At 72.5% G+C, this 26,305-nt stretch carries 25 protein-coding genes; 11 read left to right on the top strand and 14 right to left on the bottom strand.

The features are described from left to right. The first annotated feature begins 41 nt into the window (after window positions 1-41). Window positions 42-680 carry a DUF4396 domain-containing protein gene (locus ACWCSU_RS30045; protein ID WP_449939468.1) on the top strand — a complete coding sequence of 213 codons (639 nt, stop codon included), beginning with the start codon at window positions 42-44 and terminating at the stop codon, window positions 678-680. A 62-nt stretch (window positions 681-742) separates the two neighbouring features. On the opposite strand, the gene ACWCSU_RS30040 is transcribed toward ACWCSU_RS30045, so the two are convergent. Then, window positions 743-1,123 (bottom strand): nuclear transport factor 2 family protein, encoded by a 381-nt coding sequence (locus ACWCSU_RS30040; RefSeq protein ID WP_449939466.1) that lies wholly within the window; start codon window positions 1,121-1,123, stop codon window positions 743-745. 59 nt (window positions 1,124-1,182) lie between these two features. Here ACWCSU_RS30040 and ACWCSU_RS30035 point away from each other — a divergent pair, with 59 nt between their 5' ends. The 5 genes from ACWCSU_RS30035 (at window position 1,183) to atpB (ending at window position 5,917) form a co-directional block, all read left to right on the top strand. After that, window positions 1,183-1,776, top strand: a complete 594-nt coding sequence (locus ACWCSU_RS30035; RefSeq protein ID WP_449939465.1) for a winged helix-turn-helix domain-containing protein — start codon at window positions 1,183-1,185, stop codon at window positions 1,774-1,776. After that, on the top strand, window positions 1,769-3,091 hold the full coding sequence (locus ACWCSU_RS30030) for an MFS transporter (protein WP_449939463.1): 1,323 nt from the start codon (window positions 1,769-1,771) through the stop codon (window positions 3,089-3,091). Before ACWCSU_RS30035 ends, ACWCSU_RS30030 begins: the two co-directional genes overlap by 8 nt. A 187-nt stretch (window positions 3,092-3,278) precedes the next feature. Continuing rightward, window positions 3,279-4,463, top strand: coding sequence for a sensor histidine kinase (locus tag ACWCSU_RS30025; RefSeq protein ID WP_449939461.1), 1,185 nt, complete (start codon window positions 3,279-3,281; stop codon window positions 4,461-4,463). Continuing rightward, on the top strand, window positions 4,460-5,053 hold the full coding sequence (locus ACWCSU_RS30020) for a response regulator transcription factor (RefSeq protein WP_364087658.1): 594 nt from the start codon (window positions 4,460-4,462) through the stop codon (window positions 5,051-5,053). The genes ACWCSU_RS30025 and ACWCSU_RS30020 overlap by 4 nt, the downstream gene beginning before the upstream one ends. An 87-nt stretch (window positions 5,054-5,140) precedes the next feature. Then, the gene (gene atpB, locus ACWCSU_RS30015) at window positions 5,141-5,917 is read left to right on the top strand and encodes a F0F1 ATP synthase subunit A (protein WP_449939457.1); all 777 of its coding nucleotides are present in this window, start codon (window positions 5,141-5,143) and stop codon (window positions 5,915-5,917) included. Window positions 5,918-5,922: 5 nt separating this feature from the next. On the opposite strand, the gene ACWCSU_RS30010 is transcribed toward atpB, so the two are convergent. Further along, window positions 5,923-6,798 carry a diacylglycerol/lipid kinase family protein gene (locus ACWCSU_RS30010; protein ID WP_449939455.1) on the bottom strand — a complete coding sequence of 292 codons (876 nt, stop codon included), beginning with the start codon at window positions 6,796-6,798 and terminating at the stop codon, window positions 5,923-5,925. A gap of 207 nt (window positions 6,799-7,005) precedes the next feature. Between ACWCSU_RS30010 and ACWCSU_RS30005 the strand changes: the two genes are divergently transcribed. Genes ACWCSU_RS30005 through ACWCSU_RS29995 form a run of 3 tightly spaced genes read left to right on the top strand, consistent with a single transcriptional unit; the run spans window position 7,006 to window position 9,626 of the window. Beyond that, the gene (locus tag ACWCSU_RS30005; RefSeq protein WP_449939452.1) at window positions 7,006-7,572 is read left to right on the top strand and encodes a hypothetical protein; all 567 of its coding nucleotides are present in this window, start codon (window positions 7,006-7,008) and stop codon (window positions 7,570-7,572) included. Window positions 7,573-7,623: 51 nt separating this feature from the next. Then, window positions 7,624-8,295, top strand: a complete 672-nt coding sequence (locus ACWCSU_RS30000) for a response regulator transcription factor (RefSeq protein WP_364087651.1) — start codon at window positions 7,624-7,626, stop codon at window positions 8,293-8,295. Further along, window positions 8,292-9,626 carry a sensor histidine kinase gene (locus ACWCSU_RS29995; RefSeq protein WP_449939449.1) on the top strand — a complete coding sequence of 445 codons (1,335 nt, stop codon included), beginning with the start codon at window positions 8,292-8,294 and terminating at the stop codon, window positions 9,624-9,626. The genes ACWCSU_RS30000 and ACWCSU_RS29995 overlap by 4 nt, the downstream gene beginning before the upstream one ends. Window positions 9,627-9,697: 71 nt before the next feature. Here the strand turns inward: ACWCSU_RS29995 and ACWCSU_RS29990 are convergent, their stop codons facing one another. From ACWCSU_RS29990 to ACWCSU_RS29980, 3 genes are all read right to left on the bottom strand, one after another. Then, window positions 9,698-10,672, bottom strand: a complete 975-nt coding sequence (locus ACWCSU_RS29990) for a hypothetical protein (RefSeq protein WP_449939446.1) — start codon at window positions 10,670-10,672, stop codon at window positions 9,698-9,700. Between the two features lie 90 nt (window positions 10,673-10,762). Next, a complete protein-coding gene (locus tag ACWCSU_RS29985) occupies window positions 10,763-11,875 on the bottom strand; it encodes a low temperature requirement protein A (protein WP_449939443.1) in 1,113 nt (370 codons plus the stop codon). A gap of 35 nt (window positions 11,876-11,910) precedes the next feature. Beyond that, the gene (locus ACWCSU_RS29980; RefSeq protein WP_449939441.1) at window positions 11,911-13,062 is read right to left on the bottom strand and encodes an IS701 family transposase; all 1,152 of its coding nucleotides are present in this window, start codon (window positions 13,060-13,062) and stop codon (window positions 11,911-11,913) included. A gap of 330 nt (window positions 13,063-13,392) precedes the next feature. Here ACWCSU_RS29980 and ACWCSU_RS29975 point away from each other — a divergent pair, with 330 nt between their 5' ends. Together ACWCSU_RS29975 and ACWCSU_RS29970 are read left to right on the top strand one after the other, a co-directional pair. Then, window positions 13,393-14,274, top strand: coding sequence for a sensor histidine kinase (locus ACWCSU_RS29975; protein WP_357697040.1), 882 nt, complete (start codon window positions 13,393-13,395; stop codon window positions 14,272-14,274). Beyond that, complete coding sequence (locus tag ACWCSU_RS29970) at window positions 14,252-14,890, top strand: response regulator transcription factor (RefSeq protein ID WP_357697043.1); 639 nt, start codon at window positions 14,252-14,254, stop codon at window positions 14,888-14,890. The genes ACWCSU_RS29975 and ACWCSU_RS29970 overlap by 23 nt, the downstream gene beginning before the upstream one ends. On the opposite strand, the gene glgB is transcribed toward ACWCSU_RS29970, so the two are convergent. Genes glgB through ACWCSU_RS29925 form a run of 9 tightly spaced genes read right to left on the bottom strand, consistent with a single transcriptional unit; the run spans window position 14,873 to window position 26,297 of the window. Further along, window positions 14,873-16,768 carry a 1,4-alpha-glucan branching protein GlgB gene (gene glgB / locus ACWCSU_RS29965; RefSeq protein WP_449939437.1) on the bottom strand — a complete coding sequence of 632 codons (1,896 nt, stop codon included), beginning with the start codon at window positions 16,766-16,768 and terminating at the stop codon, window positions 14,873-14,875. The two genes, ACWCSU_RS29970 and glgB, sit on opposite strands and share 18 nt — an antisense overlap. Next, window positions 16,768-18,750: an alpha-1,4-glucan--maltose-1-phosphate maltosyltransferase gene (locus tag ACWCSU_RS29960; RefSeq protein ID WP_449939435.1), complete on the bottom strand. Its 1,983-nt coding sequence runs from the start codon at window positions 18,748-18,750 to the stop codon at window positions 16,768-16,770. Before ACWCSU_RS29960 ends, glgB begins: the two co-directional genes overlap by 1 nt. 3 nt (window positions 18,751-18,753) lie before the next feature. Continuing rightward, a complete protein-coding gene (locus ACWCSU_RS29955; protein ID WP_449939433.1) occupies window positions 18,754-20,061 on the bottom strand; it encodes a sugar phosphate nucleotidyltransferase in 1,308 nt (435 codons plus the stop codon). Beyond that, window positions 20,058-21,230: a PP2C family protein-serine/threonine phosphatase gene (locus ACWCSU_RS29950; protein WP_357697053.1), complete on the bottom strand. Its 1,173-nt coding sequence runs from the start codon at window positions 21,228-21,230 to the stop codon at window positions 20,058-20,060. The genes ACWCSU_RS29955 and ACWCSU_RS29950 overlap by 4 nt, the downstream gene beginning before the upstream one ends. 9 nt (window positions 21,231-21,239) lie before the next feature. Beyond that, entirely contained in the window at window positions 21,240-21,671 is a 432-nt protein-coding gene (locus tag ACWCSU_RS29945; protein WP_357697055.1) for an ATP-binding protein, read from the bottom strand. Beyond that, complete coding sequence (locus ACWCSU_RS29940; protein WP_352329001.1) at window positions 21,655-21,975, bottom strand: anti-sigma factor antagonist; 321 nt, start codon at window positions 21,973-21,975, stop codon at window positions 21,655-21,657. Before ACWCSU_RS29940 ends, ACWCSU_RS29945 begins: the two co-directional genes overlap by 17 nt. A 19-nt stretch (window positions 21,976-21,994) precedes the next feature. Further along, entirely contained in the window at window positions 21,995-24,127 is a 2,133-nt protein-coding gene (glgX, locus tag ACWCSU_RS29935; RefSeq protein ID WP_449939428.1) for a glycogen debranching protein GlgX, read from the bottom strand. Continuing rightward, a complete protein-coding gene (locus ACWCSU_RS29930; protein WP_357697059.1) occupies window positions 24,124-24,483 on the bottom strand; it encodes an STAS domain-containing protein in 360 nt (119 codons plus the stop codon). The genes glgX and ACWCSU_RS29930 overlap by 4 nt, the downstream gene beginning before the upstream one ends. 11 nt (window positions 24,484-24,494) lie before the next feature. Next, window positions 24,495-26,297, bottom strand: coding sequence for an AGE family epimerase/isomerase (locus ACWCSU_RS29925; protein WP_449939425.1), 1,803 nt, complete (start codon window positions 26,295-26,297; stop codon window positions 24,495-24,497). Window positions 26,298-26,305: the final 8 nt, after the last annotated feature.

Genomic DNA, 26,305 nt, shown 5'->3' with positions numbered 1-26,305 from the left:
GCGCGGGTTGAGATGTGGCTGTTCGAGGTAGAAGGTAGCAAATGTCGGAATCTATGAGGCACGGTCGGCACGACTCCGGTCACCACGCCCCCCACCCCCACGACCAGGACGCTGCCCCCGGCGCGCACGCCCACCACGGTCAGGACTCCGCCCACGGCGACCACGCCCACCACGCCCACCACCAGGAACCCGCCCACGGCGACCACACGCAGCATGACGGCGGAGGCCACGGGCACACGATGCAGGCGACCTGGGGGGTGGCCGCCTCCGCGACGCTGCACTGCCTCACCGGGTGCGCCATCGGCGAGGTGCTCGGCATGGTGATCGCCACCGCTCTGGGCTGGCACAACCTGCCCAGCGTCGTCCTGGCCATCGTCCTGGCGTTCTTCTTCGGTTACGCGCTCACCCTGCGCGGGCTGTTCAGGGCCGGCGTGGACTGGCGCAACGCGCTGCGCCTCGCCCTGGCCGCCGACACGCTGTCCATCCTCGTCATGGAGATCGTCGACAACGGCGTCATGCTGATCATCCCGGGCGCGATGGACGCCGGGCTCGCGTCCGTCCTGTTCTGGGCGGCCCTGGCGATCTCGCTGGTGGTGGCGTTCCTCGTCACGACCCCGATCAACAAGTGGATCATCGGACGCGGCAAGGGCCACGCCGTCGTCCACGCCTACCACCACTGATCCACCGCTGATCCAGCGCTGCCCCGGCGCGCCACCGGTCCCGCCGGTGGCGCGCCGCCCGCTCACCCCTTGGCGCTCACGGCCTCCGCGACCGTCAGCCCGTCCTCGACGGTCAGATGCAGCGCGAACGGCGACGTGCAGGAAACCCCGTTGGCGCGCACGGTCTGCACGATCCGTCCCAGCACCACGGCGTCCGGCCCGTCCACCAGAATCTGCCGCACCGTGGTGGCGTTCAGCTCCGGCACGTGATGCGCGCCCAGCGCCCGGTAGTGATCGGCCACCTCGTCCCGGCCGGACCGGGGCCGGATCCACGGCGCCGCCGGATGCCCCTCGTCGTCGTCATGCCCCCAGTCTTCCGGCGCGCCCGTATGCCGTCGATCACTCCGCAGGTCATGCGATCCGTACACGACCGGAGGTGGCTCCCGCGCCTGCCGGGCGATCATCGGGCGGATTCCAAAGGAATCCTTGACATCGGTCGCCGGGGTGGCGGAACATTCCAAGCATGTCTTTGGAATCCTCGGGGCGGCGGCTGGTGCTCAACGATCCGGCCGCGATGCGGGCGTTCGCCCATCCGGTCCGGCTGGCGTTGCACGAGCTGCTGCTGCGGGCGGGGGCCACCACCGCCGCCGACGCCGCCCGCGAGGTCGGCATCAGCCAGGCGCTGGCCTCCTACCACCTGCGGCAACTGGCCAAGTACGGCCTGGTGGAGCAGGCCGAGGCGCGCGACGAGCGGGAGCGGCCCTGGAAGGTCACCGTCAGCGTCCAGGTGTGGGACGACGACGTGGCGGGGGCGGAGCAGTCGGCCGCGCGGAGCCTGCTGGAGCAGGTCATGGCCGAGCGGGCGTTGTCGCGGCTGGTGGAATGGCAGCAGGCGCGGCGCGACGAGGAGGAGCCCTGGCGGGGCGTCGGCGGCATCGGCAACAGCGTCCTCTACGTCACCCCGGCGGAGGTCACGGCGCTCAGCGACGCCGTCGCGGACCTGCTGCGGCCGTTGATGGCCCGCGTGGACGACACGGCGGCCCGCCCCGAAGGAGCCCGGCCCGTGCTGATGACCCAACTGCTGATCCCCCTCGCTCCGACGGCCTCCGGTGACTGAGCGCCACAGCCTCACCGGGGCAGCCGACCAAGCGGGCGAACAGCCCACCGTGGAGCCGTTCGCCGACCGTGCCGGTGGGCGGCCCGTCGCGGAGCCGTCGGGGCGGGATGGTGGGGTGCGGGCGCTGGTGGGTGGAGGGCGTGGGTTCGGGCGGTTGCTGGTCGCGTCCGTCGTGTCCCAGACGGGCGACTGGGTGATCAGCACCGGGCTGGCGTTCCACGTCTACCGCCTGACGGGCTCCACCTTGTCCACCGCGATCATGCTGTTGGTCTCCCGGATGCCCCACGTCCTGCTCGGGTCCGTCGCCGGGGTGCTGGCCGACCGCTGGGACCGCCGCCGGTTGCTGGTCGTCACCGACGTGCTGCTCGGGCTGGGGCTGCTGCCCCTGCTGGCGGTACGCGACCCGGCCCAGATCTGGATCGTCTACGCGGTCGCCCTGTGGACCGGCGTGCTCGGCACCCTGCTCGCCCCTGCGCAACGGGCGCTCGTCCCGCAGCTCGTGCCCGCCTCCGGGCTCGTCCGGGCCAACGCCCTGCACGGCCAGAGCGGCCAGCTCGCCCGCCTGCTCGGCGCGATGCTGGGCGGCGTAGCCGTCACGGCGGGTGGGCTGCCCGCGATCGTCCTGCTCGACGCGGCCAGCTTCATGATCTCCGCGGCACTGCAGGCGACCCTGCGTGTCCCGGCCCGGCCGCCGTCCGGCACGCGGGCGCCGTCCGTCCGCGCCCAGTGGGCCTCCGGGCTGCGGCTGGCCATGGGGAACGCCGGCATCCGGCTGCTGGTCGCGTACATGGTGATCACGGGGCTGGGCGAAGGGATCTTCGCCACGCTCGCCGCCCCCTTCGTGGCGGACGTCCTGGGCGGCCAGGGCGACGCGTACGGCCTGTTCCTGTCGGTGCAGGCGGTCGGCGGCCTGGCCGGCGCGCTGGCCGTGGCGTTACCCCGGCGCGACCCGGCGCCGCGCACGCTCCTCGGCTGGGGGACGGTCGCGTTCGGGCTGCTGGACCTCGCGCTGTTCGCCTACCCCCTCGCGCTGGACGCGTTGTGGCCCGCCCTGCTGCTGATCGCGCTGGCCGGGCTGCCCGCGGCGGCCGCGATGGCCGGGTTCACGACGCTGGCCCAGACGGCCACCACCGACGATCGCCGGGGCGGCGTCATCGGGCTGCTCGGCAGTGCCCAGGCCGTCACCTCGCTGCTCGGCATGGCGGCGGCCGGGGTGCTGGGGGAGGTCGTGGGCATCGTCCCGGCGTTGTGCCTGCACGCCGCCGGGCTCGTCACCGCGGGCCTGCTCGTCCTGACCCGCCGCACGTCCACCTGACTCCGCCTTTCCGTCACCACCACCGAGCCCCCCCTTGCGTTCCATGACGTTTGTCATGTCGGTGTCTCTGACGCCTGGCACTACACCCGGCCCGGCCCCTCCCAGCAGGCTGTTCCCATGCTGAGAATCAAGGACGGCGGCCCCCGACGGTCGCCGCGCCGGCCGCCGGGCGTTACCGTCGGGCCCTGTGACGGGTGACGCTGCGGTGCGGGAGCTGGAGTTCGTCCGGGGACGGGTGGCGGCGCGCGCCGGGTCGTGCGTGTGGCTGCTGCTGTTGGGGTGGCCGCTGTGGTCGTTCCTCTCCCCGCGCCCCGGCGTGCTCGCGGCGGTGTGGGTGGTCACCGGCGTCGCGGTCTTCGCGGCGTGCTGGCTGCGGGTCATGTGGCGGGTGTTCAGCCCCCTGGGGGCGGCGACGCCGACCTGGCCGGTGGTGGGGCTGGTGGCCGCGGCGCTGGCGCTGCTGCCGGTACTGCGGGCGCCGTGGGCCTACGTCGCGTTCGTGTACGTGGTCAGCGCCCTGTCGGCCTACCTCGGGCGGGCCGCCTTCGCCGCGTCGGTGGCGGTGACGATCGTCGTGGTGGTGGTCTCGCTGACGGCGTACGGGCGGCCGTTCGGGCAGGTCTGGTGGGTGCCCCTGGCGATCATGGTCGAGGCGGTGACCGTGGCGAGCATCAAGCACCTGGGCGAGTTGGTCGCCCGGCTCGACGCGGCCCGCGCCCACGTCGCCCGGCTTGCCGTGGACAACGAACGCCTGCGCTTCGCCCGCGACCTGCACGACACGCTCGGCCACACGCTGACCTCGATCACCATCAGGAGCCAGCTCGCCGCCCGGCTGGCCCGTACCGACCCGGAACGGGCCGCCCGCGAGATGGCCGACGTGGAGCGCGCCGCCCGCCAGGCGCTCGACGAGGTGCGCCACGCCGTGGCGGGCTGTCGTGTCCCCTCCTTGTCGGGCGAACTGCGCGCGGCCGCCCACAGCCTGAACCTGGCCGGGATCCGGCTGGAGATCTCGCCCGCGGGCGGTCCCGTCCCGGCGGCCGCCGAGACGCTGCTCGCCTGGACCGTACGGGAGGCCGCCACGAACGTCGTGCGCCACAACCGCGCCCACCGCTGCCACATCGACCTCGGCGTGGACGGCCACACCGCCACCGTCGAGATCCGCGACGACGGCACAGCCACCACCCCCGCCCCCGAAGCCACCGGGGCTGAGGCTGCCGGGGCCGGCAGTGCCGGGCTTGCGGGGGCCGTCGGAGGCAATGGGCTGACCGGGCTCGCCGAGCGGATCGCCGCCGTCGGTGGTCGGTTGGAGGCCGGGCCGCTGCCCGGCGGCGGATACCGTCTGCTCGCCCGAGTTCCCTTGGAGGGGCCGTGATCCGCGTCCTCATCGCCGACGACCAGGACCTCGTCCGGGGCGGCCTGGCCGCGTTGCTCGCCCTGGAGGACGGCATCGAGGTGGTGGCCGAGGTCGGCCGGGGCGACCTGGTCGAGCGAGCGGTGGCCGAGCACCGCCCCGATGTGGTCCTGCTCGACATCGAGATGCCCGGCATGTCCGGCCTGGAGGTCGCCGAACGGCTGCGCGGCCATCGGGTGGTCATCGTCACCACGTTCGGCAGGCCCGGCTATCTCAGCCGCGCCCTCGACGCGGGCGTGTCCGGGTTCGTCGTCAAGGACGCGCCGGTGGCCGAGCTGACCGCGGCCGTGCGCCGGGTGATGGCGGGGGAGACGGTGATCGACCCCAAGCTGGCGGTGTCCGCCCTGACCGTCGGGCCGAGCCCGCTCACCCAGCGCGAGGCCGAGGTGCTGCGGACCGCCTCCGGTGGCGCCACCGTGGCCGACATCGCCCGGACGCTGTTCCTCACCGAGGGCACCGTCCGCAACTACCTGTCCTCGGCGATCACCAAGACCGGCGCCCGCAACCGAGCCGAGGCCGTCCGCGTGGCCGAGTCCCGCGGCTGGCTCTGAATCCGCAACCCTCGGAAACCTTTCAAACGATCCCGCACCCCTCGGGAAACCCCGAACGATCCCGCAACCCCTCAGAGGAGCTTCGCCATGCCCTCCGACGACTTCCGCCCGCCCGGACCGGAGTTGTTCGACTACCCCGCGCTGTGGGACGGCGCGCCGCTCTGGCTCACCAAGCCGGTGCTGCTGGCCGTCGCCGGCGTGCTCGTGGTGTGCGCGCTGGCCTGGGGCGCCTTCTCCCGGCCCAGGCTGGTGCCGCGCGGCCTGCAGAACGCCGGCGAGTACGCCTACCTGTTCGTCCGCGACCAGATCGCCCGCCCCTCGCTGGGCGCGGACGCCGACCGCTGGATGCCGTTGCTGCTCACGCTCTTCCTGATGATCCTGCTCTGGAACGTGATGGGCGTGATCCCGCTGCTCCAGTTCCCGGTCACCGCGCACGTCGCCTTCCCCTGGGTGCTGGCCGGCGCGGTCTACGTGCTCAAGCTCTACCTGGGCTTCCGGCACCAGGGCCTGGCCGGCTACCTCAGGAACGCCATGTTCCCCGAGGGCCTGCCCAAGGCCCTGGCGATCACCCTGTACGCGCCGCTCGAACTGTTCTACATCTTCGTCACCGCGCCGTTCACCCACGCCGTGCGGCTGTTCGCGAACATGTTCGCCGGGCACACGCTGCTGGCCTTCTTCAGCGCGGTCGGCTACTGGTTCCTGGTGGAGCGGCCGACCGTGGGCGGCGTGGCGGTGGGCGTGCTGGGCGTGTTCATGACGTGCCTGCTGACCGCGTTCGAGATCTTCGTCATGTTCCTGCAGGCGTACCTGTTCACCATGCTCACCGCCATGTACCTGGGCCAGTCCCTGCACCCCGAGCACTGACCGGGTCAGGCCGCGGGCGGCGCCAGGACCCGCCAGGCGGCCGGCCGCACGATCCAGGTACGCCGGTCCGCCACCTGCTCCAGCTCGCCGTCCACGCTGGCCGGGACGGGACCGCCCGCGACGGTGATCCGCCTGCCCCGGTAGGTGCGCACGTCGGGCCGGTCGGGGTGCTTGCCGCGGCGCAGGCCGGTGGCGAAGGCCAGCCGCGCCAGCGGTCCGGTGGCGTAGGACACCACCACGTCGGCGAGTCCGTCGTCGGGCCGGGCCGCCGGGGCCAGCGGGGTGCCGCCGCCGATCGTGGCGCCGTTCCCGACGCCGGCCATGAGCACGCGGCGGCGGCCGGTGCACACCTGGGCGCCGTCCACCCTGATCCGCAGCCGCCAGCCGCCCGTCCCCGCGCCGGCCAGCACCGCGCCCACCGCGTACGCGGCCCGGCTCAGCAGCGGTTTGAGCGGCGCGGCCCGCTCGGCGGCGTGCGCGCCCACGCCGAGGTGGGCCGCGTTGACCACGATCCCGCCGTCGTCGTCGATCAGCAGGTCGACGGGCCGCTCGTGCCCCGCCAGCACGACGCGGGCCGCCTCGGCCGGGTCGAGCGGGATGCCCAGGGTGCGGGCCAGGTCGTTGCCGGTGCCCATGGGGATCAGGCCGATCGGGCCGGCGTCCAGGCGACCGTGCTCCAGCAGCGCGGCGACCAGCGTGTGCACGCTCCCGTCGCCGCCCATCACCACCGGGACCCGGTCGTCGTGCGAGCGCGCGGCCTCCTCCGCGCCGCCGTCGCAGACCCGCACGTCGGCCTCCGTCCGCAGCAGCCGCAGCACCTCCCGGGTGCCGTCCTCGCCGACGCCGCCGGCCTGCCGGTTGCAGATCACCAGAAGTCTCACGGGTCCTCGCCTTCCCTTCCGCTGGGCGGATGGGTCTCTTCCCCAGGGGCCCGGCACAATTCCCCGCCGCCGGGGGCGTTTGTGGTGGAGCCGTGACGCTTCTATGGCGTTTCTAAGGTTCCCCGACGGTGGGGTGAAGGTCGTCGCGGTTGAGTTGCCCGCAGCGGGCCGGGCCACTGGGGACCGGCCGCCAGAAGGGCGACCGACATGAACGCACGAAAGACCGCGCTGGCCCTCGGGACGGCGGCGGCGCTGACGCTGACCGGTTCCGGAGCGCTGCCGGCCGCGGCGGCCGGCCCGTGTGCCCAGGTCTCGGCGACCTGCTCGCCCGCCGACGTGGCCAAGGCCCACGCGGGCGAGAAGGTCGTGGACGTGCGGAAGGACCCCGCGGGCGAGAAGAGCGGCGACGGATGGAAGGACCCCGGCGACGGCAAGCCCGGCCGTGAAGACCGCTACCGGGACGGCAAGCCCGGCTGCGGCCCGGACAAGCCCGGAAAGCCCGACAAGTCCGGTAAGCCGGGAAAGGGGGACAAGAAGGATCGCGGCATCTCCCAGGAGGCGATCGCCAAGGCTCTCGCGGCCGAGCTGGGCGTCGCCCACGACCGCGCCCTGCGAGCCGTCAAGGAATTGGACGCGCTGTCGGAGAAGGGCCGGGTGGACCCGGGCTCGGCCGGGTTCCGCGCGGTGGCCGAGCACCTCGGCGTCACGCCGGACCGGCTGGAGCAGGCGCTGCGGAACGTCAAGCGTTCGCTGGCCGAGTCCGAGCCCGCATAAAGACCGTCATCGATCTTCCTCGGCCGGGGGTGCGGAGGGGAGAGTGGCACCATGCACGTCCTTGTTGCCGATGACGACGAGGCGGTCCGCCGCTCCCTGACCCACGCGCTCACCCGCGAGGGCTACGACGTCAGCGTCGCCGCCGACGGCCTGCGCGCGCTGGAGGCGGCGACCGGCGGCCGCCAGGACGCTGTCGTGCTGGACATCATGATGCCCGGCCTGGACGGCCTGGAGGTGTGCCGCCGCCTGCGGGCCGTCGGCGACCGCACCCCGATCCTGATGCTCACCGCCCGCGACCTGGTCGGCGACCGGGTCGCGGGGCTGGACGCGGGCGCCGACGACTATCTGGTCAAGCCGTTCGCGCTGGAGGAGCTGCGGGCCCGGCTGCGCGCGCTGCTGCGTCGCAGCGCGCCCGCGCAGGGGCTGCTCCGCCACGCCGACCTGGAGCTGGACCCGGCCGCCTGCCGGGCCACGCGCGGCGGCCGCCCGCTCGACCTGACCAGGACCGAGTACACGCTGCTGAAGGTGTTCCTGCGCAACCCCGGCCGGGTGCTCAGCCGCGAGGTCATCTTCAACTCGGTCTGGGGGTACGACTTCGGGCCGTCCTCGAACGCGTTGTGGGTCTACATCAGCTACCTGCGGGCCAAGCTGGAGGCCGGAGGAGAGCCGCGGCTGATCCAGACCGTCCGCGGCCTGGGGTACGTGCTGCGGGAGGAGCCGTGAGGCTGCGTACCAGGGTCGCGCTGACGGTCGCCGCCGTGGTGGCCGCGGCGCTGGTGGCGGTCTCGCTGGTGGTCTACCCGGCGACCGCGGCGGGGCTGGCCGGCCAGCACGACGGCGAGCTGGTGCTGGCGGCCGGGCAGGCGCCGCGGCTGCTGGAGTCCCTGAAGACCTCCGACTCGCCGCTGCCGGCCACGCCGCTCCCGCTGGGCAACACGCTGCTGCAGTTCTGCCCCGACCCGCTGCTGACCGGCCCGACCAAGGGCTTCGTGCCGCTGGACGAGCAGGACGCGGCGGTCGCGTACGGCAAGCTGCCCCCCTATTTCCGGGACGTGACCTACGAGGGCGTGCGCTACCGGCTCTACACCGCGCCGCTCAACCTGGGCAAGGGCGTCCTGGTGCGGACGGCGTTCCCGCTGAACCTGGACGAGCAGACCCTGAACGGGCTGAAGCTGCTGCTGGCGGCGCTGACCCTGGGCGGCGCGCTGGTCGCGGCGGCGGGCGCGCGCTGGCTCGCCGGCCGGGCGTTGCGGCCCGTCGCCCGGCTGACGGCGGTGGTCGAGCGGGTCACCGCCACCGGCACCCTCACCGCCGACGGCCTGGACGGCATGGGCGCGGGGCGGGACGAGGTGGCCCGCCTGGCCGGCTCGTTCACCACGATGACGCACGCGCTGCGCGAGTCGGTGCTGGCCCAGCGCCGACTGGTCGCCGACGCCTCCCACGAGCTGCGCACGCCGCTGACCAGCCTCACCACGAACCTGGAACTGCTGGAGGAGGGACGCGGCACGGCCGACCCGCAGGCCCCGGCCCTGGTGCACGAGGCCCGCGTGCAGGCCGAGGAGCTGCGGGTGCTGGTCAACGACCTGGTCGAGCTGGCCAGGCACGGCGACGCCGAACTTCACCTGGAGGACGTGCGGCTCGACCTGGTGGCCGATCGCGTGCTGGCCAGGGCCGCGGCCCGCGCCCCGCACGTACGGCTGCGCGCCGAGCTGGCCGAGTGCCTGGTGACGGCCGACGCCGACGCGATCGAGCGGGCGGTCTCCAACCTGGTGGACAATGCGATCAAGTGGAGCCCGCCCGGGGGCGTGGTGCTCGTCCGGGTGGACGCGGCGGGCGTGTTGTCGGTGGCCGACCAGGGGCCCGGCATCGCGCCCGACGACCTGCCGTTCGTGTTCGACCGGTTCTACCGCGCCGAGTCGGCCCGCTCGCTGCCGGGTTCGGGGCTCGGCCTGGCCATCGTCCGGCAGATCGCCGAGGCGCACGCCGGATCGGTCCGCGCCGAGCCGCTGCGGCCCGGCGTACGGCTGGTCCTCGCGCTTCCGGCGGCCGGCTGACACCCCGATGAGGGCGCGACCACGGACGCGGACTCCCGCACCCGCAGCCGCGCCGGTCCAGGAGAGGCCGGTCAGTGGGCTGCGGGCGCGGCCCCGGCGGCGGGCACCGCCGGCGCGGCGGGCGCGGCCGGGCGGGGCATCGGCCGTGGCGGCAGAGCCATCAGGACCAGGCCGAGCACCGCCCACACACCGAGCACCGTCAGCGGGACGGCCAGGGCGGCGCCGTCGAAGTAGACCACGCTGCGCACCAGTTCGAGCGCCGACCGGGTGGGCAGCACGTACCCGAGGGCGGCGTACCAGGGCTCGATGAACGCGGCGCCGAACGGGCCGCCGCTGGCCGGCAGGCCGATGGGGATGAACAGCACCGCCGCCGCGATCACGCCGCGCGGCCCGAAGCGGCGCATCAGCCCGTTCACCGCGACCGAGACCAGGAAGATCACCGCGCCGGAGACGGCCAGGAGCCCGAGCGGGGCGCCGGTGAGCGCGCCGAGCAGGCCGTCCACGACCCAGGTGAGCGCCAGGCCGCCGGTCACCGCGCCGAGCGCGAGCACCGCCAGGCGCAGCCCCCGGTTGAGCATCGGCTGCATGCGCATGGTGAGCACGGTCGTGGCCAGCGCCGTCAGCAGCAGGCCCAGCACGTAGAACATGCCGGACACGCCGGAGGAGTCGCCCTCGGCCAGCGGGCGCACGTCCTCGACGGCGAGCTGCCGTCCGGCGGCGCGCTGCATCAGGGCGGTGAAGTGCGGGGCCGCGGTGTCGCCACCGGCGCTCGCGACCAGCAGGCGGCCCTCGCCGCCCAGGTAGGCGGCCTCGACCTCGCGCCGGAGCACCGCCGTCCGCGCGGCCGCCGCGTCGGCGTACGGGCGCGTGTCGACGGCCCCGCCCGCGGCCTGCTCCAGCCGGGCGGCGTCGGGGCCCACCACGGCGAGCGGCACCCCGTGCGGAACCGGGTGGTGCAGCGCGCCGACGAACGAGCCGATGATCACGGCGCCGACGACCGCGGACACCAGGTAGGCGACCGCGACTCGAACAGCGGGATTCTTCATGACGCTCCTCAGTTCTCCACCTCGGCTCCGGTCCTGCGGGCGCCCGTACGACCGGCGCCGCCGCCCATACCCTGCCGGTTAGAGCGCGCGCTAAGTCAAGGCGTCGCTCTCGGATCTGGCCCGCGAATGTTCCAGGAAGTTGAACGTCATCACCACGAGCGCCAGCACGACCACGGACAGCAGCGCCGGCGCCTGCAACGCGATCGGGATGACGGACAGGATGGCCACCGGCATGGCCAGCTGCGGCCCCGACCATCTGCCGAAGATGTGCCAGCGGGCGTAGCAGAACGTCGCGAAGTACAGGGCGCAGCCGCCGAACAGCAGCGCGGTCACGGGGGCGGTGAAGACCTGGCCGGGATGGGAGACGACCTCGGCCATGCCCACCGCCATCGCCATGATCGACCCGATGAAGGACAGATGGCCGTAGGAGAAGACGCGCCGGATCAGGTCGGTGCGGATCACGGCCTCGTCCAGGGCCTTGGGCAGCGACTCGGCGGCGAAGATGAAGTACACCCACCACAGGGCGCAGGCCAGCACGAACGTCGCGGCGACCGCGGTGATCGAGCCGACGGCGAGCGGGCGCGCCGCCGACGCCTGCGCGCCGATGGCCAGGATCGGCTCGCCCATCGCGATGATCAGCAACAGGCCGAACCGCTCGGGTAAGTGATGGGGGTGGAAGGTGACGCGTACCAGGTGGCTGCGGGTGAGCACCGGCGCGGCCAGGTCGATGGCGGCGGCCGCGGCCCAGACCCACACCCGGGTGCCGCTGTCGAGCAGGCCCCCGGCAAGCAGCAGCGGCCCGGTCACGCACACCGAGAGCGTGAAGGGGTTGACCAGCTCGAACGGCCGCCCGCGGAAGTACAGGACGGCCAGCAGCGAGCGCTGGGCGAAGTAGGCGGCGCCGAACATCAGGCCGCGCTCCTCGTAGGCCAAGGGGGTGGCCAGCGCCATGAACAGGCCGCACAGGCTGAGCGCCAGGATGCCCAGCCGGTCGGGGGTGTTGTTGACGTCGCGGGTGTTGGCGTGCACCGCCATGCCCACCCAGGCCCAGTACGTCGGCACCAGCACGACGACGGCCTGCCCGACGCTGCCCCAGCCGTGGCCGCGGTGGAGCAGGTCGGACAGCTGGGTGACGGCGAACACGAACACCAGGTCGAAGAAGAGCTCGACCCAGGTGACTTGCTTGTCTGCTTTCGGCTTCATCGAGCGGTGTGACTCCTCGTGCGTCGTACGGGTGCTCACGCGGGCAGCAGCGCGGGCTCGGCGCCGGCCGCCAGCCGCCAGCGCACGTCGAAGGCGTAGGCGGCCGAGGCCAGCGTGACGTGGTGGTGCCAGCCGTGGAAGGAACGGCCCTCGTAGTCGAACAGCCCGAAGCCGTCGGCCAGCTCGGCGATGGCGTGGGCGGCCCGCCAGCGGGACTTGGCCAGCGCGACCAGCTCCTGCGCCGGCGCGGACATGTTCGTCAGCCAGAACGTGCGCGGCCGGGGGCGGCCGAGCGGCCACTCGATCAGCAGCCTGCGTGAGCGCGCCTGCTCGTCGGAGACCGGCAGGAGGACGAACTGCGAGCGCAGCGACCGCCCCCGCGGCCCCTCCCACCAGGCCACCGTGCGCCGCTCCAGCCCGGCCGCGGCCTGCGCCGCCTCGGCGAGCGTGACGCGGGCCCGCGGGCCGCCCCCGCGCACCACGCTCATCGAGGCCTTGACCCGGTGGCGGGCGTCGACCTCGACCACGTAGTCCAGGCCCCGGTCCTCCAGGCCGCGCACCAGGTCGGCGGCGCCCCGGACGTGGGTGAAGTCGGCCACCAGCGGCGCGACGGGCGTGCCCCAGTCGAGCGTCAGGTCGTCGACCAGGTCGATCACGTGCTCGCCGAAGGGCCGGTGGCGCTCCTGGTCGGGCACGTGCGCCTTGGCCCGCCGGTCGTGGTCGGCCTCCCACGACTGCGGCAGGCACAGCCGCCAGTTGACCGGCACGGACGCCTCGCCGGAGTTCATCAGCACCGCCGCCCCCACCTGGCAGTTGACCGTACGGCCGAGGCCGCGGACGTACTGGCGCTCCACGCCCGCCGACCAGCGGCCGTGCTTGGCGAAGGCCACCTCCTCCACCAGCCACGCGGCCGGGGGCGCGCCGGCCGACAGCACGTCGGCGACGGTGCGGCGGACCGGCCGCGGGTCCCAGCGGCTCTGGTTGACGAACTGCTGCAGCGACTGGCCGTTGTGCGGGCCGCCCACCTCGTCGGCGATGCGCTGGATGGACTTGCGTCCGCCCGCGTGCAGCAGGCCGAGCACGTAGGACTCCGCCGCGCTACGCTGGTCGGAGCGCGGCAGCGAGCCGAATATCGTCGCGAAGAATTCCGCGAACTCTTCGCGTTCGTTCACCGCGAGTTCTCTCATGACCGCCCCTCACCTGCATTAGAGAAGATCCGTAATGGCGAACGCGGTCAGGATCGCAGTTAAGTTCGAGTGCGCACAAGAGAGTAACACCAAGGTGGCAGCGGAGCTGTCCAGGCGTATTAAAGGGAGTACTCCGAGAGGCATCTCCGGAGTGCTCTTCGATAACCCGGTATTACATCACATGCGGCCTCAGTCAGGCGTGCGGGTAATGGATCGGAGGCCCGATGAGTCTGGAGTGCACTCTTGCATCCGCCGGAATCATGTGATCATATGATGCGGGGATCTGCGCCGGTGACTGGGTAAGGCGACACACACTACGGGGGATGACCAGTGCAATGCAACATCCAGCCCACGGTTGTGATAGCCGAACGGATCGAAGCTCATAAGGCTGAGATCTTGGCACAGCTGTGCGGCGAAATTGAAGAATCAACTTCCGGTGCCGCTCCGGACGAGTGCACGGAGTTGGCGGAAGAGCTCCTCGACCTGATCGTGGCCCGGCTCAAGGCCGCTACGGAGCCTTCCGGCGGGGCCTTGACCGCGCTAATGGACGGCGGCCGCGCCGACGCGCGGGAATGGCGGCGAATTTCCCGCGACCTGCACGACCGGGTGGGCCACGAGATCAGCGTGGCGAGCCGGCAGCTGGAGCTCGCCGAAATCGGGCACGCACGTGGCAGGGGAAGTTTCCCGGTGCATGTGAGAGAAGCGAAGGCGGCGCTGCTCCGGGCTCACCAGGAAATCCGCGACGTCTTATCCGACCTGCGCGTTCATGCCCATTGGCCGGGAATGGAGCAAGCGCTTGTGCGGCTCATGACAACGGTCGTGGACCCTCGGCTGGAGCATCGGATCACCCTTATCGGCGATGTCGACGGCCTGCCTCCGCACATTCGGGACGAGTTATTCCTCATATTACGCGAAGCCATTACCAACAGCATCTCCCACGCGGGCGCCGACCTGCTCGAAGTGTGCGTCAAGATTGCGCACGACCGGATCACAGCAATTGTGCGTGACAACGGCCGGGGGTTCTCGGGCTGGCGCGCGAAACATGGGAACGGCCTGACCTCCATGCGCGAGCGCGGGGTCGCTCTGGGCGGCCTGGTGACGATAGAGAGCACCCCCGGGAAGGGCACCGAGGTCGTCTTCCGTGCCCCTGTCCGGGCTGTCCGGGACGAGCGGCCGAAGGAAACATCGGATGCAAAGAGAAGGCAGCATTGACGTCCTCATCGCCGACGACCACACGATCCTGCGGGAGACGCTCAAGCAGACGCTGGAGCTCGAACCCGACCTTCGTGTCGTCGCCACGGCGGGGGACGCGCGCGCGGCGGTGAAGTCGGCCGAGGCGCTGCGGCCGGACGTCGTGGTGCTCGACGTGGAGATGCCGGGGGACGGCGTCGTGCGCACCACCACGCACATCCACCGGGTCTCGCCCCGGTCCCGCGTCATCGTGCTGAGCATGTACGACGACCCGGTGCTCGTGCAGGAGCTCATCGCCCACGGCGTGCGCGGCTACCTGCTCAAGAGCGTCGGCCGGGAGGAACTGGTGCAGGCCATCCGCGGCGTCTGCGCGGACGCCGAGCGCGTGGTCCTGTCGGTGTCGCGGGAGAGCCTGATGATGTCCCGCCGGCCGCGCGCCGGCAAGCTCTCCGAGCGGGAGCTGAGCGTGCTGTCCCTGGCCGCCCAGGGCCTCAGCAACGCCCAGATCGGCACCCGGCTGATGATCGCCGAAGGCACGGTCAAGCGTCACCTGCGCAACATCTTCACCAAGCTCGACGCCACCTCCCGCCTCGACGCGGTGAACAAGGCCATGGCCGCCTCACTGCTGACGCTCTGACGCCTCCTTTCCGGGGGCCAGCCAGAGCGTCGCCAGCGGCGGCAGCAGTACCTCGGCGACCGCACCCCCCTCCGTGCACGTGACCGAGCCCAGGTTGCCGAGGTTCCCCCCGCCGTAACAGGCGGCGTCGGTGTTGAGCAGCTCGTGCCAGCGTCCGCCGGACGGCAGCGCCAGCCGGTGCCCGTGCCGCGGCACCGGCGACAGGTTGCTCACGCACACCAGCGGCGCCCCCTGCCGGTCCCAGCGGACGAAGGAGTAGACGCTGGAACCGGCGTCGTCGGCGTCGATCCAGGTGAACCCGTCGGGGGAGCAGTCCTGCCGCCACAGCGCGGGGGTGGCGGCGTAGTGCCGGTTCAGGTCCCTGACCAGGTCGCGCACGCCCTTGTGCCGGGGGTCGCGCAGCAGCGCCCAATCCAGCTCGCGATCGTGGGACCACTCGCTGTGCTGCGCGAACTCCTGGCCCATGAACAGCAGCTTCTTGCCCGGATGCGCCCACATGAAGGCCAGGTACGCGCGCAGGTTCGCCAGCCGCTGCCACTCGTCGCCCGGCATCTTCCCGGCCAGCGACCCCTTGCCGTGCACCAGCTCGTCATGGCTGAGCGGCAGCAGGAAGTCCTCCGCGTACGCGTACGTCAGCCCGAACGTCAGCGCGTGATGGTGGTACGGCCGGTGCACCGGGTCACGCCGCATGTAGCCGAGCGTGTCGTGCATCCAGCCCATGTTCCACTTGAAGTCGAACCCCAGCCCGCCGGCGGACGTCGGCCGGGTCACCCCCTCCCACGCCGTGGACTCCTCGGCGATCGTCAGCACGCCGGGGCAGAGCCGGTGGACGGTGTCGTTCAGCTCCCGCAGGAACGCGATCGCCTCCAGATGCTCCCTGCCGCCGTGGGCGTTGGGCCGCCAGGCGCCGTCCGGGCGGGAGTAGTCCAGGTACAACATCGAGGCGACGGCGTCCACGCGCAAAGCGTCGATGTGGAACTCCGCGCACCAGTACAGGGCGTTGGCGATGAGGAAGTTGCGCACCTCCGGGCGGCCGAGGTCGAAGGTGAGCGTGCCCCAGTCGGGGTGCTCGCCGCGCAGCGGGTCGGGGTGCTCGTACAGCGGGCCGCCGTCGAAGCGGGCCAGCGCCCAGTCGTCGCGGGGGAAGTGCGCGGGCACCCAGTCGAGTATCACCCCGATCCCGGCCAGGTGCAGCGCCTCGACCAGGGCGCGGAAGTCGTCCGGGGTGCCGTAGCGGGAGCTCGGCGCGTAGTAGGAGGAGATCTGGTAGCCCCACGAGCCGCCGAACGGGTGCTCGGCCACCGGCATGAGCTCCACGTGCGTGAAACCCAGGCCGCGCACGTACCCGGGGAGCTGCTCGGCCAGGTCGCGGTAGGTCAGGCCGCGCCGCCAGGAGCCGAGGTGCAGCTCGTACACGCTCATGGGCGCCTCGCGGGCCGGGCCGTCGCCGCGGGCCGCCAGCCACGCGCCGTCGCGCCAGCGGTGCCGGGAGGTGAACACCACCGACGCGGTGCGCGGCGGGTGCTCGGCCGCCAGGGCCAGCGGGTCGGCCTTGCGCCGGGTACGGCCGTCCGCGCCGGTGATCTCGTACATGTACCGGCAGCCGTCGCCGGCCCCCGGCACGAACAGCTCCCACAGGCCGCCGCCGGGCGCCCGGCGCAGCGCGTGCCCGGCGCCGTCCCAGCCGTTCAGGTCGCCCACGAGGCGCACCTCGCGCGCGCCCGGCGCCCACACGGCGAACGACACGCCCGCCACGCCGTCCACGGTGCGGACGCGCCCGCCCAGCGCCCGCCACAGCTCCTCGTGCCTGCCCTCGCCGATGAGGTGCAGGTCCAGCTCGCCCAGCACGGACGGGCCCCCGCCGGTCAGCACGTCCATCACCTCTCCACCGTCAGGATGTGGGCGGGCTGCCGGGACGGGTCCAGCCGCACGTAGTTGCGCGCCCCCCACTGGTAGACCTCGCCGGTCAGCTCGTCGCGCACCCGGAAGGAGGGCCCGAGGTCGGGCAGGTCCAGCGTCACCGTGGCCTGCCGCACGTGGTGCGGGTCGAGGTTGACCACCACGATCACGGTGTCCTCCCCGGCCTGCTTGGCGAAGCACAGCACGGCGTCGTCGTCGGCGTGCTGGAAACGCAGGTTGCGCAGCAGGCGCAGGGCCGGATGGCGGCGCCGGACCCGGTTCAGCGCGGTCAGGAAGGGCGCCAGCGTGCCGTCCGCCGACCAGTCGCGCGGCCGGTACTGGTACTTCTCCGAGTCCTTGTACTCCTCGCTGCCCGGCGCGGCCGGCTCGCGCTCGCACAGCTCGAACCCGGCGTACACGCCCCAGGTGGGGGAGGCCGTCGCGGCCAGCGCGGCCCGCACCCGGAACGCGGCCGGCCCGCCCTCCTGGAGGTAGGCGTGCAGGATGTCGGGCGTGTTGACGAACAGGTTCGGCCGCATGTACGCCGCCGCCTCCCCGGCCAGCTCGCCCAGGTAGCTCTCCAGCTCCGGCTTGGCGTTGCGCCAGGTGAAGTAGGTGTAGGACTGCTGGAAGCCGACGGCGGCCAGCGTGTGCATGATCGCCGGGCGGGTGAACGCCTCGGCCAGGAAGAGCACGTCCGGGTCGGTGCGGTTGACCTCGGCGATCAGGCGTTCCCAGAAGAACACCGGCTTGGTGTGCGGGTTGTCCACCCGGAAGATCCGCACTCCGTGGCCCATCCAGTGCCGCAGCACCCGCAGCGACTCGGCCAGGATGCCGCCGGGGTCGGCGTCGAAGGAGACGGGGTAGATGTCCTGGTACTTCTTGGGCGGGTTCTCGGCGTAGGCGATGCTGCCGTCGGGCCGGTGCTCGAACCACCGCGGGTGCTCCCGTACCCACGGGTGGTCGGGCGAGCACTGCAACGCGAAGTCCAGCGCCACCTCAAGGCCCAGCTCGCCGGCCCTGGCCACGAAGAAGTCGAAGTCGTCGATCGTCCCCAGGTCGGGGTGGACGGCGTCGTGCCCGCCCGCGGCCGAGCCGATCGCCCACGGCGAGCCGGGGTCGTGCGGCCCGGCGATCGGCGAGTTGCCCGGCCCCTTGCGGTTGGTCAGGCCGATCGGGTGGATCGGCGGCAGGTAGACGACGTCGAAGCCCATCGCGGCCACGGCGGGCAGCCGCGCGGCCGCGGTCCTGAAGGTGCCCGAGCGCGGCGGGTGACACCCCGTGGGGTCGACCACGGCGCCCTCGGAGCGGGGGAAGAACTCGTACCAGGCCCCGAACAGCGCCCGCTCGCGCTCCACCAGCAGCGGCAGCTCCTCCCCGACGGTCACGTGGTCGCGCAGCGGCCGGCGGGCCAGCGTCCGCAGCACCGGCTCGGCCAGCGCGATCGCCAGCCGCGCCTCGGGGTCCAGCTCGCCGTCGCGCAGCGTCGCGGCGGCCACCCGCAGCAGCCGGGCGTCGGCGGGCGGCACCTCGGGCTGGGCGGCGGCCCTGGTCAGCAGCCGGGCGCCGGCCTCCATCGTCACGGCCACGTCGATCGCGGCGGGGATCTTCACCTCGGCCACGTGCAGCCAGGTCGCGACCGGGTCGCTCCACGCCTCCACCCGGAACGTCCACTCGCCCTCCCGGTGCGCCGCCACCTCGGCCGCGTACCGGTCGGAGCCCTGGGACAGGGCCGCCATCGGGATCCAGGCGGCCTGCTTGCCGTCGGGGTCGGTGAGCACGACGTTCGCGCCCACCACGCCGTGCCCCTCCCTGAACAGCGTCGCCGACACCTCGAACGGCTCGCCCGGCACCGCGCGCGCGGGCCGGCACCCGCCCGCCACGACGGGACGGACCCCCACGACGGGCACGCGGCCCGCGACGATCTCGGAGATCTCGGTCAGCACCAGCGTCTCAGTCATGTGTCACGCGTCCTGGAGGTCGGCGAGCGTCTCGATCGAGGTGCCGGCGGCGGCCTCGCAGTGCGCCGGCACGGTCAGCCCCGGGTACACCGTCACCCCGGACAGCCGCACGCCGGCCTGGACCGTCACCCCGTTGCCCAGCGCGCTGTAGCCGCTCAGCACGGTCACGCAGTCCACGAACGACTCCACCGTGGCCATCGTCCCCACGTGGGTGTCGGTGAGCCGGGCCCACGGCCCGATGATCGCGCCGTCCAGGCAGGCCACCCGTTGCAGCCGGCACCCGGTGTGCAGGTCCACGCCGTCGCCGATCGCGGAGTCGGAGACGACCACGCCGGGGCCGATCTCGACGTCCCGGCCGATGTGCACGTTCGGGCCGATCCTGACCAGCCCGGCGCTCATCTTCTCGGCCAGCGTCATGCCCGACGTCGCGTCCCGCTGGCGCAGGGAGGACTCGTGGATGCGCACGTTGCCCGGGTAGGCCCGCAGCATGCCCTTGAGCACGTGCGGGTAGCCGCCGCTCAGCGCGTCGGTCAGCGTGTCGAGGTAGTCGCGCAGGTTGCCCAGGTCGCCCAGCTTGGCGATGGGCGCGATGCCGACCCGGTGCCCGGCGCCCACCAGCCACGGGAGCAGGTCGTGCCCCCAGTCGAGCCGGTCGCGGGCCAGCTCGGCCAGCGCCGGCTCCCCGGCCAGCTTCCGCAGCCGCCCGCAGTCGACCAGGTAGAGCCCGGCGTTGACGGGCACCCGGGCCGGGTCGGCGGCCAGGGCGTGCACCTCGGCCAGCGGCGGTTTCTCCACGAAACGGCGGATACGCCCGGAGGCGTCGGTGACCATCGTCCCGTACTTGCCCGCCACCTCCTCGGCCGGGCGCTCGACCACGGCCACGGTGACCACCGCGTCGCTGTCGCGGTGGCGGCGTACCAGCTCGGCCAGGTCGAACTCGAACAGCGAGTCGGTCGGGAAGACCAGCGCCAGCCCGTCGAGCTCCCAGTAGTCCAGGCTGCTCAGCGTCGCCTCGCCGGAACCGGTGTTGGTCCAGTCCATCCGGGGCCGCGAGTAGCGCACCCGCACGCCCAGCCCCTCGCCGTGGCCGAGCACGTCCTTGGCCTGGTAGCGGTTCTCCCGGCCGTTGGCGATCAAGTAGAAGTCGCTGACCCCCTGGTCGCGCAGGGTCATGATCTGCCATTCGATGACCGGCCGTCCGGCGAAGCAGACCGTGGCCTTGCTCCGCAGGTGGCCGGGGGCCTCCAGGGTGAGCGGCCGGGCCCGGAGGCCCTGTCCGCCCGCCAGTGCGATTCCGGCGATCTCGTTCATTGTCCGTACTTCCCCGTGGGTGTCCTACGTAGAGCGATCATGGTGATGTCGTCGAACTGCTCGGCGGCCCCGATGTGCGCGCTGATCTCCCGTTCGAGCCTGTCCAGCAGGTCGTCCGCCCCGGTGGCGGGCTGCGAGACGAGGGTCAGCATGAGCTCCTCGCTGAAGAAGCGGCCGGACTCGTCCCTGGCCTCGGGCACGCCGTCGGTGTAGGCGAACAGCAGATCCCCCTGGTCCAGGTGGGCCCTGCCGACCTCGAAGACGGAGTCGGGCACCAGCCCCAGCGCCGGTCCGGTGGGACGCAGCAGGGTGTGGCCGCCGCCCGCGTGGCGGATGATGGGCGGGTTGTGCCCGCAGTTGATGTAGACGAGCGCGCCGGTGACCGGGTCGAGCACGCCGAAGAACAGCGTGGCGAAGTAGCCCTGGCGCAGGTGGTTGGCGGTCAGGTAGTCGTTGGTCGCGATCACCGCGCGCAGCAGCGGCGTGACGTCGTCCTGGACGGGCTCGGCCTCGCCGGTCTCCACATGGGCGGCGGTGTGCCGCAGCAGGGTCCTGATCAGGGCCATGAACAGGGCGGCGCCGACGCCCTTGTCGCACACGTCGGCCACCACCAGCCCGATCCGCGCCCCGCCCAGCAGCTCCAGGGCGTCGTAGAAGTCCCCCGCGACCTCCCTGGCCGGCTGGAACCGGACGGTGAGCTGCCACCCGGCGCGGGCCGGCAGCGCGTCGGGCAGGAAGCCCGCCTGGATCTCCCGTCCGATCTGCAGCTCGCGCTCGTACTTCAGCAGCGCCTCCCCCTCGGCGCCGGGGTGGCGGCCGAACACCTGTCCCGCCCGCAGCCTGCGATGCAGCAGCTCCGGCACGAAGGGCGGGACGACGTAGTCCAGCCCGGCCAGCACGTGCGGCGCGAGCTGGCGCAGGTCGCCGTCGGAGAACGCGACCACGACTGGAGGCCGCGCGCCGGCCTGGACGACCCGCGTCACCTCCCGCACCACCTCCACGTCGAGGCTCGCGTTCACCAGCAGCAGGTCGGCGGGCGGAGGCGCCTCGGCCAGCAGTTGCTCGGGAGTGCGCCGGGCCACCGGGGCGCCGTCCGCGGCCAGCAGCAGGCACAGCTCTTCCGCGGCTGGTGAGGGGCCGCTGACGACGAGGGTCGCCTCCGCATCCATCGGCACCTCCTAGACGCGGTTCATGATGATGGTCGTCTCGTTACGACCCGAGCTGTACTCGTAGCGGACCTCGTCGGCGACCGTACGGGCCAGGTAGACGCCCAGCCCGCCCGGCCGGCGCTCGCCCAGCGGCCGCTCCAGGTCGGGAACGGCCTCATAGGCGGTCGGGTCGAACGGCGGCGCCGCGTCGGACAGGCGCAGCCACACCCGGCGCGGTTCGACCCCGCCGGTCAGCTCCAGCTCGCCCGGCCGGTCGCGGTGGCCGTGGGTGATGATGTTGACGATGAGCTCCTCGGCGGCCAGCCGCAGCCAGTGGGCGCGCGTGCGGGTCAGCCCGCCGAGCGCGCTCAACGTCTGCACGTAGGCCATCAGCTCGTCCAGCGACTCGGGCTCGGCGGGGAGCCTGAGCCGCTCCATCGCCTGCCTACTCTGGGATCGCATCGCTGAAGTCCACGCTGTGATGGAAGCCGACCAGCCGGATGGTCTGCTCGATGGCGTCGTTGGCGCCGACCAGCACGATGCGCACGTCGTCGGCCAGCTTCTGCCGGGCGAACACCAGCCCGCGCAGCCCCGCCGAGGACATGTAGCTGAGCTGCGACATCTCCAGCACCAGCAGCTCGGCCGCGGCCTCGGCCGCGCGCTCCACCTCCCTCCTGAAGGTCTCGGCGGTCAGGGCGTCCAGCTCGCCCTCCAGCGTGATCAGTGCGGTGCTGCCGTCGTGGGTCAGGATCGCGTTGAACGACATGGGATCTCCTCCATGGATCTCAGTGATGGGCGCGGCCGACCAACGCGACCGCGGCCCGCGGGCCGACGACGATCCGCCGCTGGTCGGCCAGCGGCGGCTCCTGGCCCGGTGTGTGGACGTCCTCGGGGGCGGCCGCGCCGGTGTCGGCGAACAGGTGCCACACCGCGCCGTCCGGCAGGACGGGCAGCTCCAGCTCCCGCGCCTCCCAGTGGGCGTTGGCGGCCAGGTAGAGGTGCTCGCCGCCGCCGCCGGCCGCCGTGCCGCTGCGCAGCATCGCCACCAGCGCGCTGCCCTCCGACCAGTCGGGCTCGCCGGCCCGCTCGCCGTGCCAGGACACCTGCGGCAGCCCGCCGGCGCCCTCGTCGCCGCACGGGTGGCGGCGGTCGCGCACCATCGGGTGCGCGGCGCGGAAGGCCACGCACTCGCGGACGAACCGCAGCAGCTCGCCGTTGCGCTCGGCCAGGCCCCAGTCGAACCACGACAGCGGCCCGTCGTGGCAGTAGGCGTTGTTGTTGCCGTGCTGGGTGCGGCCGACCTCGTCGCCGGCCAGGATCATCGGGATGCCCTGGCTGAGCAGGAGCAGCAGCATCGCGTTCTTGGCCTGCCGCCCGCGCAGCGCCAGCACCTCCGGGTCCCGCGTCGGGCCCTCGGCGCCGCAGTTCCAGCTCAGGTTGTCGTCGTTGCCGTCGCGGTTGTCCTCGCCGTTGGCCTCGTTGTGCTTGCCGTCGTACGCGAACAGGTCCGCCAACGTGAACCCGTCGTGGCAGGTGACGAAGTTGACCGAGGCGAGCGTGCCGCGGGAGGCGTACAGGTCGGGCGAGCCGACCAGCCGGGTGGCCAGCTCGCCGGCAGAGCCGGGATCGGCCTTCAGGAAGCGGCGCAGCGCGTCGCGGTAGCGGCCGTTCCACTCCGACCAGCGCTGGTAGCCGGGGAAGGAGCCCACCTGGTACAGGCCGCCGGCGTCCCACGCCTCGGCGATCAGCAGGCAGTCGCGCAGCAGCGGGTCGTGGGCCAGCGTCTCGATCAGCGGCGGGTTCGCCAGCGGCGCGCCGTCCTGGCCGCGGTCCAGGATCGCGGCCAGGTCGAAGCGGAAGCCGTCGATGTGGTACTCGCCGGCCCAGTAGCGCAGGCAGTCGAGCACGTAGTCGCGCACCACCGGGTGGTTGCAGTTGAAGGTGTTCCCGGTGCCGCTGAAGTTGTAGTAGTAGCCCTCCGGCGTGAGCATGTAGTACGTGCCGTTGTCCAGGCCGCGGAAGTGGATGGTCGGGCCGTTCTCGTTGCCCTCGGCCGTGTGGTTGAAGACCACGTCCAGCACCACCGCGATCCCGGCCCGGTGCAGCTCCTTGACCAGGTTCTTGAACTCGTCGGCCTGCATCCCGTACCTGCCGGTGGCCGCGAAGCCCGCCTTGGGCGCGAAGAAGCCCAGCGTCGAGTAGCCCCAGTAGTTGTACAGGCGTTCGCCGGTGACCGGGTCGACCCGGCTCATGTCGAACTCGTCGAACTCGAAGACCGGCATGAGCTCCACGCAGTTGACGCCGAGCGCCTTCAGGTAGGGGATCTTCTCGATCAGCCCCGCGTACGTGCCCGGCGCCGACACCCCCGAGGACGGGTCCGCCGTGAAGCCGCGCACGTGCAGCTCGTAGACGACCAGGTCCTCCGGAGCGACGCGCAGCGGCCGGTCGTCCTCCCAGTCGAAGTCGTCGGAGGCCAGCACCGACCGGTAGGGGTAGGGGTCGTCCCAGTCCACTTCGGCGCCCCACACGTCCCGGCCCGACATGGTCCTGGCGTACGGGTCGGCCAGAATTCTGGCCGGGTCGAACCGGTCGCCCGGCGACGGGGTGTCCGGGCCGGTGACGCGGTAGCCGTACTCGACGCCTTCGTGGTCGAGGCCGAACACCGTCATGGCCCACACGCCGCCGATCCGGTACTCGCCGGGGAAGGGCAGCTCGGCGAACGGCTCCCGCTCGCCGTGCCGGAACAGCACCAGCGAGACCGCGCTCGCGCCGCTGGAGTAGACCGAGAAGTTCACCCCGCCGGGCACCAGCGTGGCGCCGAACGGCATCGGATGGCCCGCCCGCACCCCGAACCCGGCCAGCTCGGCCGTCGGGAAGGAGTCGATCCTGCCGGGCACGCCCTGCGCCTCGACGCTCATGTGGCCTCCTCCCGCGGCTCGGCGGCCCGGACGATCTCCAGCGCGTCCGCCACGCAGTCGGCGACGACGAAGAAGCGCAGGAACCCGGTCGCCGCCATCACCCCGCGCAGCTCGGCCGACAGGCCCACCAGGGCGATGAAGCTGTCCACGGTCCGCGCCCGCCGGTAGACCAGCAGCATCGTGCGCAGGCCCGCGCTGGACAGGTAGCCGACGCCGGTCAGGTCCAGCAGCACCGGGCGGCCGGCCGGCAGCAGCGACAGGATGCGCTCCTGCGCGGCCGGCGCCGACCTGCTGTCGAGCTGGCCGGTGAGCCCGATCACGGTGACCGGGCCGATCGTGTCCGTCGTGATCTCCATGGTCGGCACGCTCACTCCTGCACCGGGGTCAGCGTCACCTTGACGCGCAGGGCCTCGGTGGAGTCCGGCAGCTCCACGGTCATCGCCACCGGGTCCAGCACCTCGTACGGCTTGCCGTCCACCTCGGCCTCGGTGAGCAGCACCCGCCCGGCCGGCAGCAGGTCGGGCGCGACGCGCAGGATGCGCTCGGCGTCCGGGCCCGGCTTGAAGTGCAGCGTGAGCGGCTGCCGGTTGACCAGCAGCCGCGTGTAGACGGTCGCCAGATAGCACAGCTCGGAGGAGTGGTACATGCTCATCGAGTGGCTGCCCTTGAACCGCTCGGTCCCGAGCAGGTACGGCAGGCCGTTGGCCAGCACGTTGAAGTAGACCGCGCCCTCGTCGTGGTCGAGGAAGAAGGCGTTGTAGAAGCCCGCCGCCTGGCGGGCCTGCTCCAGGTGGTCGTCGCCGCCCAGCTCGCCGGCGACGATCAGGTAGGCCAGGATCGCCTGCTCCTGCTGCCACCACGCCTTGCGGTCGTGCCAGGCGAAGCGGTGCCACCGCTGGCCCTCGGCCCGGTGCCGCTCGACGACGTCGTACCAGCCGCCGCGCTGCTGGTCGCTGCCGACCGCCGGCATCGTGCGGGCCAGGTGTTCGGCCAGGTCCCGGTAGGCGTCCTTGGGGCGGGCGCCGTTCATGCGCATGAGGTTCCAGGCGATCTTCAGGTTGTGCCCGACGACCGCGCGGTCCTGCTGCCAGCTGTGGGTCAGGTCGTGGCTCCAGTCGTCGTGGAAGCGCTCGTTGACGAACGGGCTCGACGGCTCGGGGAAGTGCTCGACGATGGTGTCGAAGGTGCGCTCCAGCATCTCCAGGTGACGCTCGTCGCCGGTGGCCAGGTAGTAGTTGATCAGGTAGGCCGGGGCGTGGTCGCCGATGGAGTTCCAGTTCTTGCGCGACTGGTTCGGCCCGAGCGACTCGTGGTGCGGGTTGAGCAGGATCGGGTCGACGTGCGAGTAGTAGCCGCCGTGCCGGTGGTCGCGGAAGAACTTCTCGAACAGCCGCAGCGTGGCGTCGACGTCGGAGGCGATGCGCTTGTCGCCGGTCACCCGGTAGGTCTGCGTCGGGCCGGCCAGGGCGTAGATCTGCTCGTACATCGGGATGGCGTCGTAGTCGTCGCCGAACTCCGAGGTGAACAGCTTCTTCTCGTGCTCGCCGTCCACCTTGATGCCGTGGTACCAGTACACGACGTCGTTCTCGGGGTCCACGAAGCGCATGTGCTCGCGCAGGTAGCGGGTGCCGCGCTCGGCCACCTCCAGGTAGGCGTCGTCGCCGGTCAGCAGGTACGCCGAGGCCATGCCGTACACCAGGCGCGAGATCGTGTCGGTCTCCTGCACGTGGCTGGCGGTCTTGTCGCCGCCCAGGCGCAGGATCGTCCGGTAGTCGCGGAAGTCGACCGGCCCCTGCCCGAACTGGGCGCGGCGGTAGAACGCGGCGATCTCGTCGAGCTGGTTGATCCACCAGTCGGGCTGCTCGAACCGGTACTCGCCCGGGCCGCGGCCCAGGAAGATCAGCCGCTTGGCCGAGAAGAGCGGCTCATCGCCTTCGGGGTAGAAGATCCCGTAGACGAACAGGTGCCGGCCCGGCGTCAGCATGTCGCGCACGTGGTCGCCCGCGTCCACGTACGGCTCGCCCAGGTTGCGCAGCACCTCGGCCGAGACCTCGCCGTCCAGGCGCACCTCGACCGCGCGGCCGTCGATGGTCGCCAGCCGGAAGGAGCCGGAGCCGGCGTCGAACCGTTCGACCCGCCCGGCCACGGTGTCCATGAAGGTGAAGTTCATCGTTGCTC

This window comes from Nonomuraea sp. NPDC001699, from assembly GCF_053596455.1.
Note: the sequence above shows the minus strand (reverse complement) of the source record. Positions and strands in the feature narration are given on the sequence as shown.

Bases quoted from the DNA above. Each gene is read 5' to 3' on its own strand.
- ACWCSU_RS30045 (WP_449939468.1), top strand. From the start codon at position 42: ATGTCGGAATCTATGAGGCACGGTCGGCACGACTCCGGTCACCACGCC.
- ACWCSU_RS30040 (WP_449939466.1), bottom strand. From the start codon at position 1,123: ATGATCGCCCGGCAGGCGCGGGAGCCACCTCCGGTCGTGTACGGATCG.
- ACWCSU_RS30035 (WP_449939465.1), top strand. From the start codon at position 1,183: ATGTCTTTGGAATCCTCGGGGCGGCGGCTGGTGCTCAACGATCCGGCC.
- atpB (WP_449939457.1), top strand. From the start codon at position 5,141: ATGCCCTCCGACGACTTCCGCCCGCCCGGACCGGAGTTGTTCGACTAC.
- ACWCSU_RS30005 (WP_449939452.1), top strand. From the start codon at position 7,006: ATGAACGCACGAAAGACCGCGCTGGCCCTCGGGACGGCGGCGGCGCTG.
- ACWCSU_RS30000 (WP_364087651.1), top strand. From the start codon at position 7,624: ATGCACGTCCTTGTTGCCGATGACGACGAGGCGGTCCGCCGCTCCCTG.
- ACWCSU_RS29990 (WP_449939446.1), bottom strand. From the start codon at position 10,672: ATGAAGAATCCCGCTGTTCGAGTCGCGGTCGCCTACCTGGTGTCCGCG.
- ACWCSU_RS29985 (WP_449939443.1), bottom strand. From the start codon at position 11,875: ATGAAGCCGAAAGCAGACAAGCAAGTCACCTGGGTCGAGCTCTTCTTC.
- ACWCSU_RS29980 (WP_449939441.1), bottom strand. From the start codon at position 13,062: ATGAGAGAACTCGCGGTGAACGAACGCGAAGAGTTCGCGGAATTCTTC.
- ACWCSU_RS29970 (WP_357697043.1), top strand. From the start codon at position 14,252: ATGCAAAGAGAAGGCAGCATTGACGTCCTCATCGCCGACGACCACACG.
- glgB (WP_449939437.1), bottom strand. From the start codon at position 16,768: ATGGACGTGCTGACCGGCGGGGGCCCGTCCGTGCTGGGCGAGCTGGAC.
- ACWCSU_RS29960 (WP_449939435.1), bottom strand. From the start codon at position 18,750: ATGACTGAGACGCTGGTGCTGACCGAGATCTCCGAGATCGTCGCGGGC.
- ACWCSU_RS29955 (WP_449939433.1), bottom strand. From the start codon at position 20,061: ATGAACGAGATCGCCGGAATCGCACTGGCGGGCGGACAGGGCCTCCGG.
- ACWCSU_RS29950 (WP_357697053.1), bottom strand. From the start codon at position 21,230: ATGGATGCGGAGGCGACCCTCGTCGTCAGCGGCCCCTCACCAGCCGCG.
- ACWCSU_RS29945 (WP_357697055.1), bottom strand. From the start codon at position 21,671: ATGCGATCCCAGAGTAGGCAGGCGATGGAGCGGCTCAGGCTCCCCGCC.
- ACWCSU_RS29940 (WP_352329001.1), bottom strand. From the start codon at position 21,975: ATGTCGTTCAACGCGATCCTGACCCACGACGGCAGCACCGCACTGATC.
- glgX (WP_449939428.1), bottom strand. From the start codon at position 24,127: ATGAGCGTCGAGGCGCAGGGCGTGCCCGGCAGGATCGACTCCTTCCCG.
- ACWCSU_RS29930 (WP_357697059.1), bottom strand. From the start codon at position 24,483: ATGGAGATCACGACGGACACGATCGGCCCGGTCACCGTGATCGGGCTC.
- ACWCSU_RS29925 (WP_449939425.1), bottom strand. From the start codon at position 26,297: ATGAACTTCACCTTCATGGACACCGTGGCCGGGCGGGTCGAACGGTTC.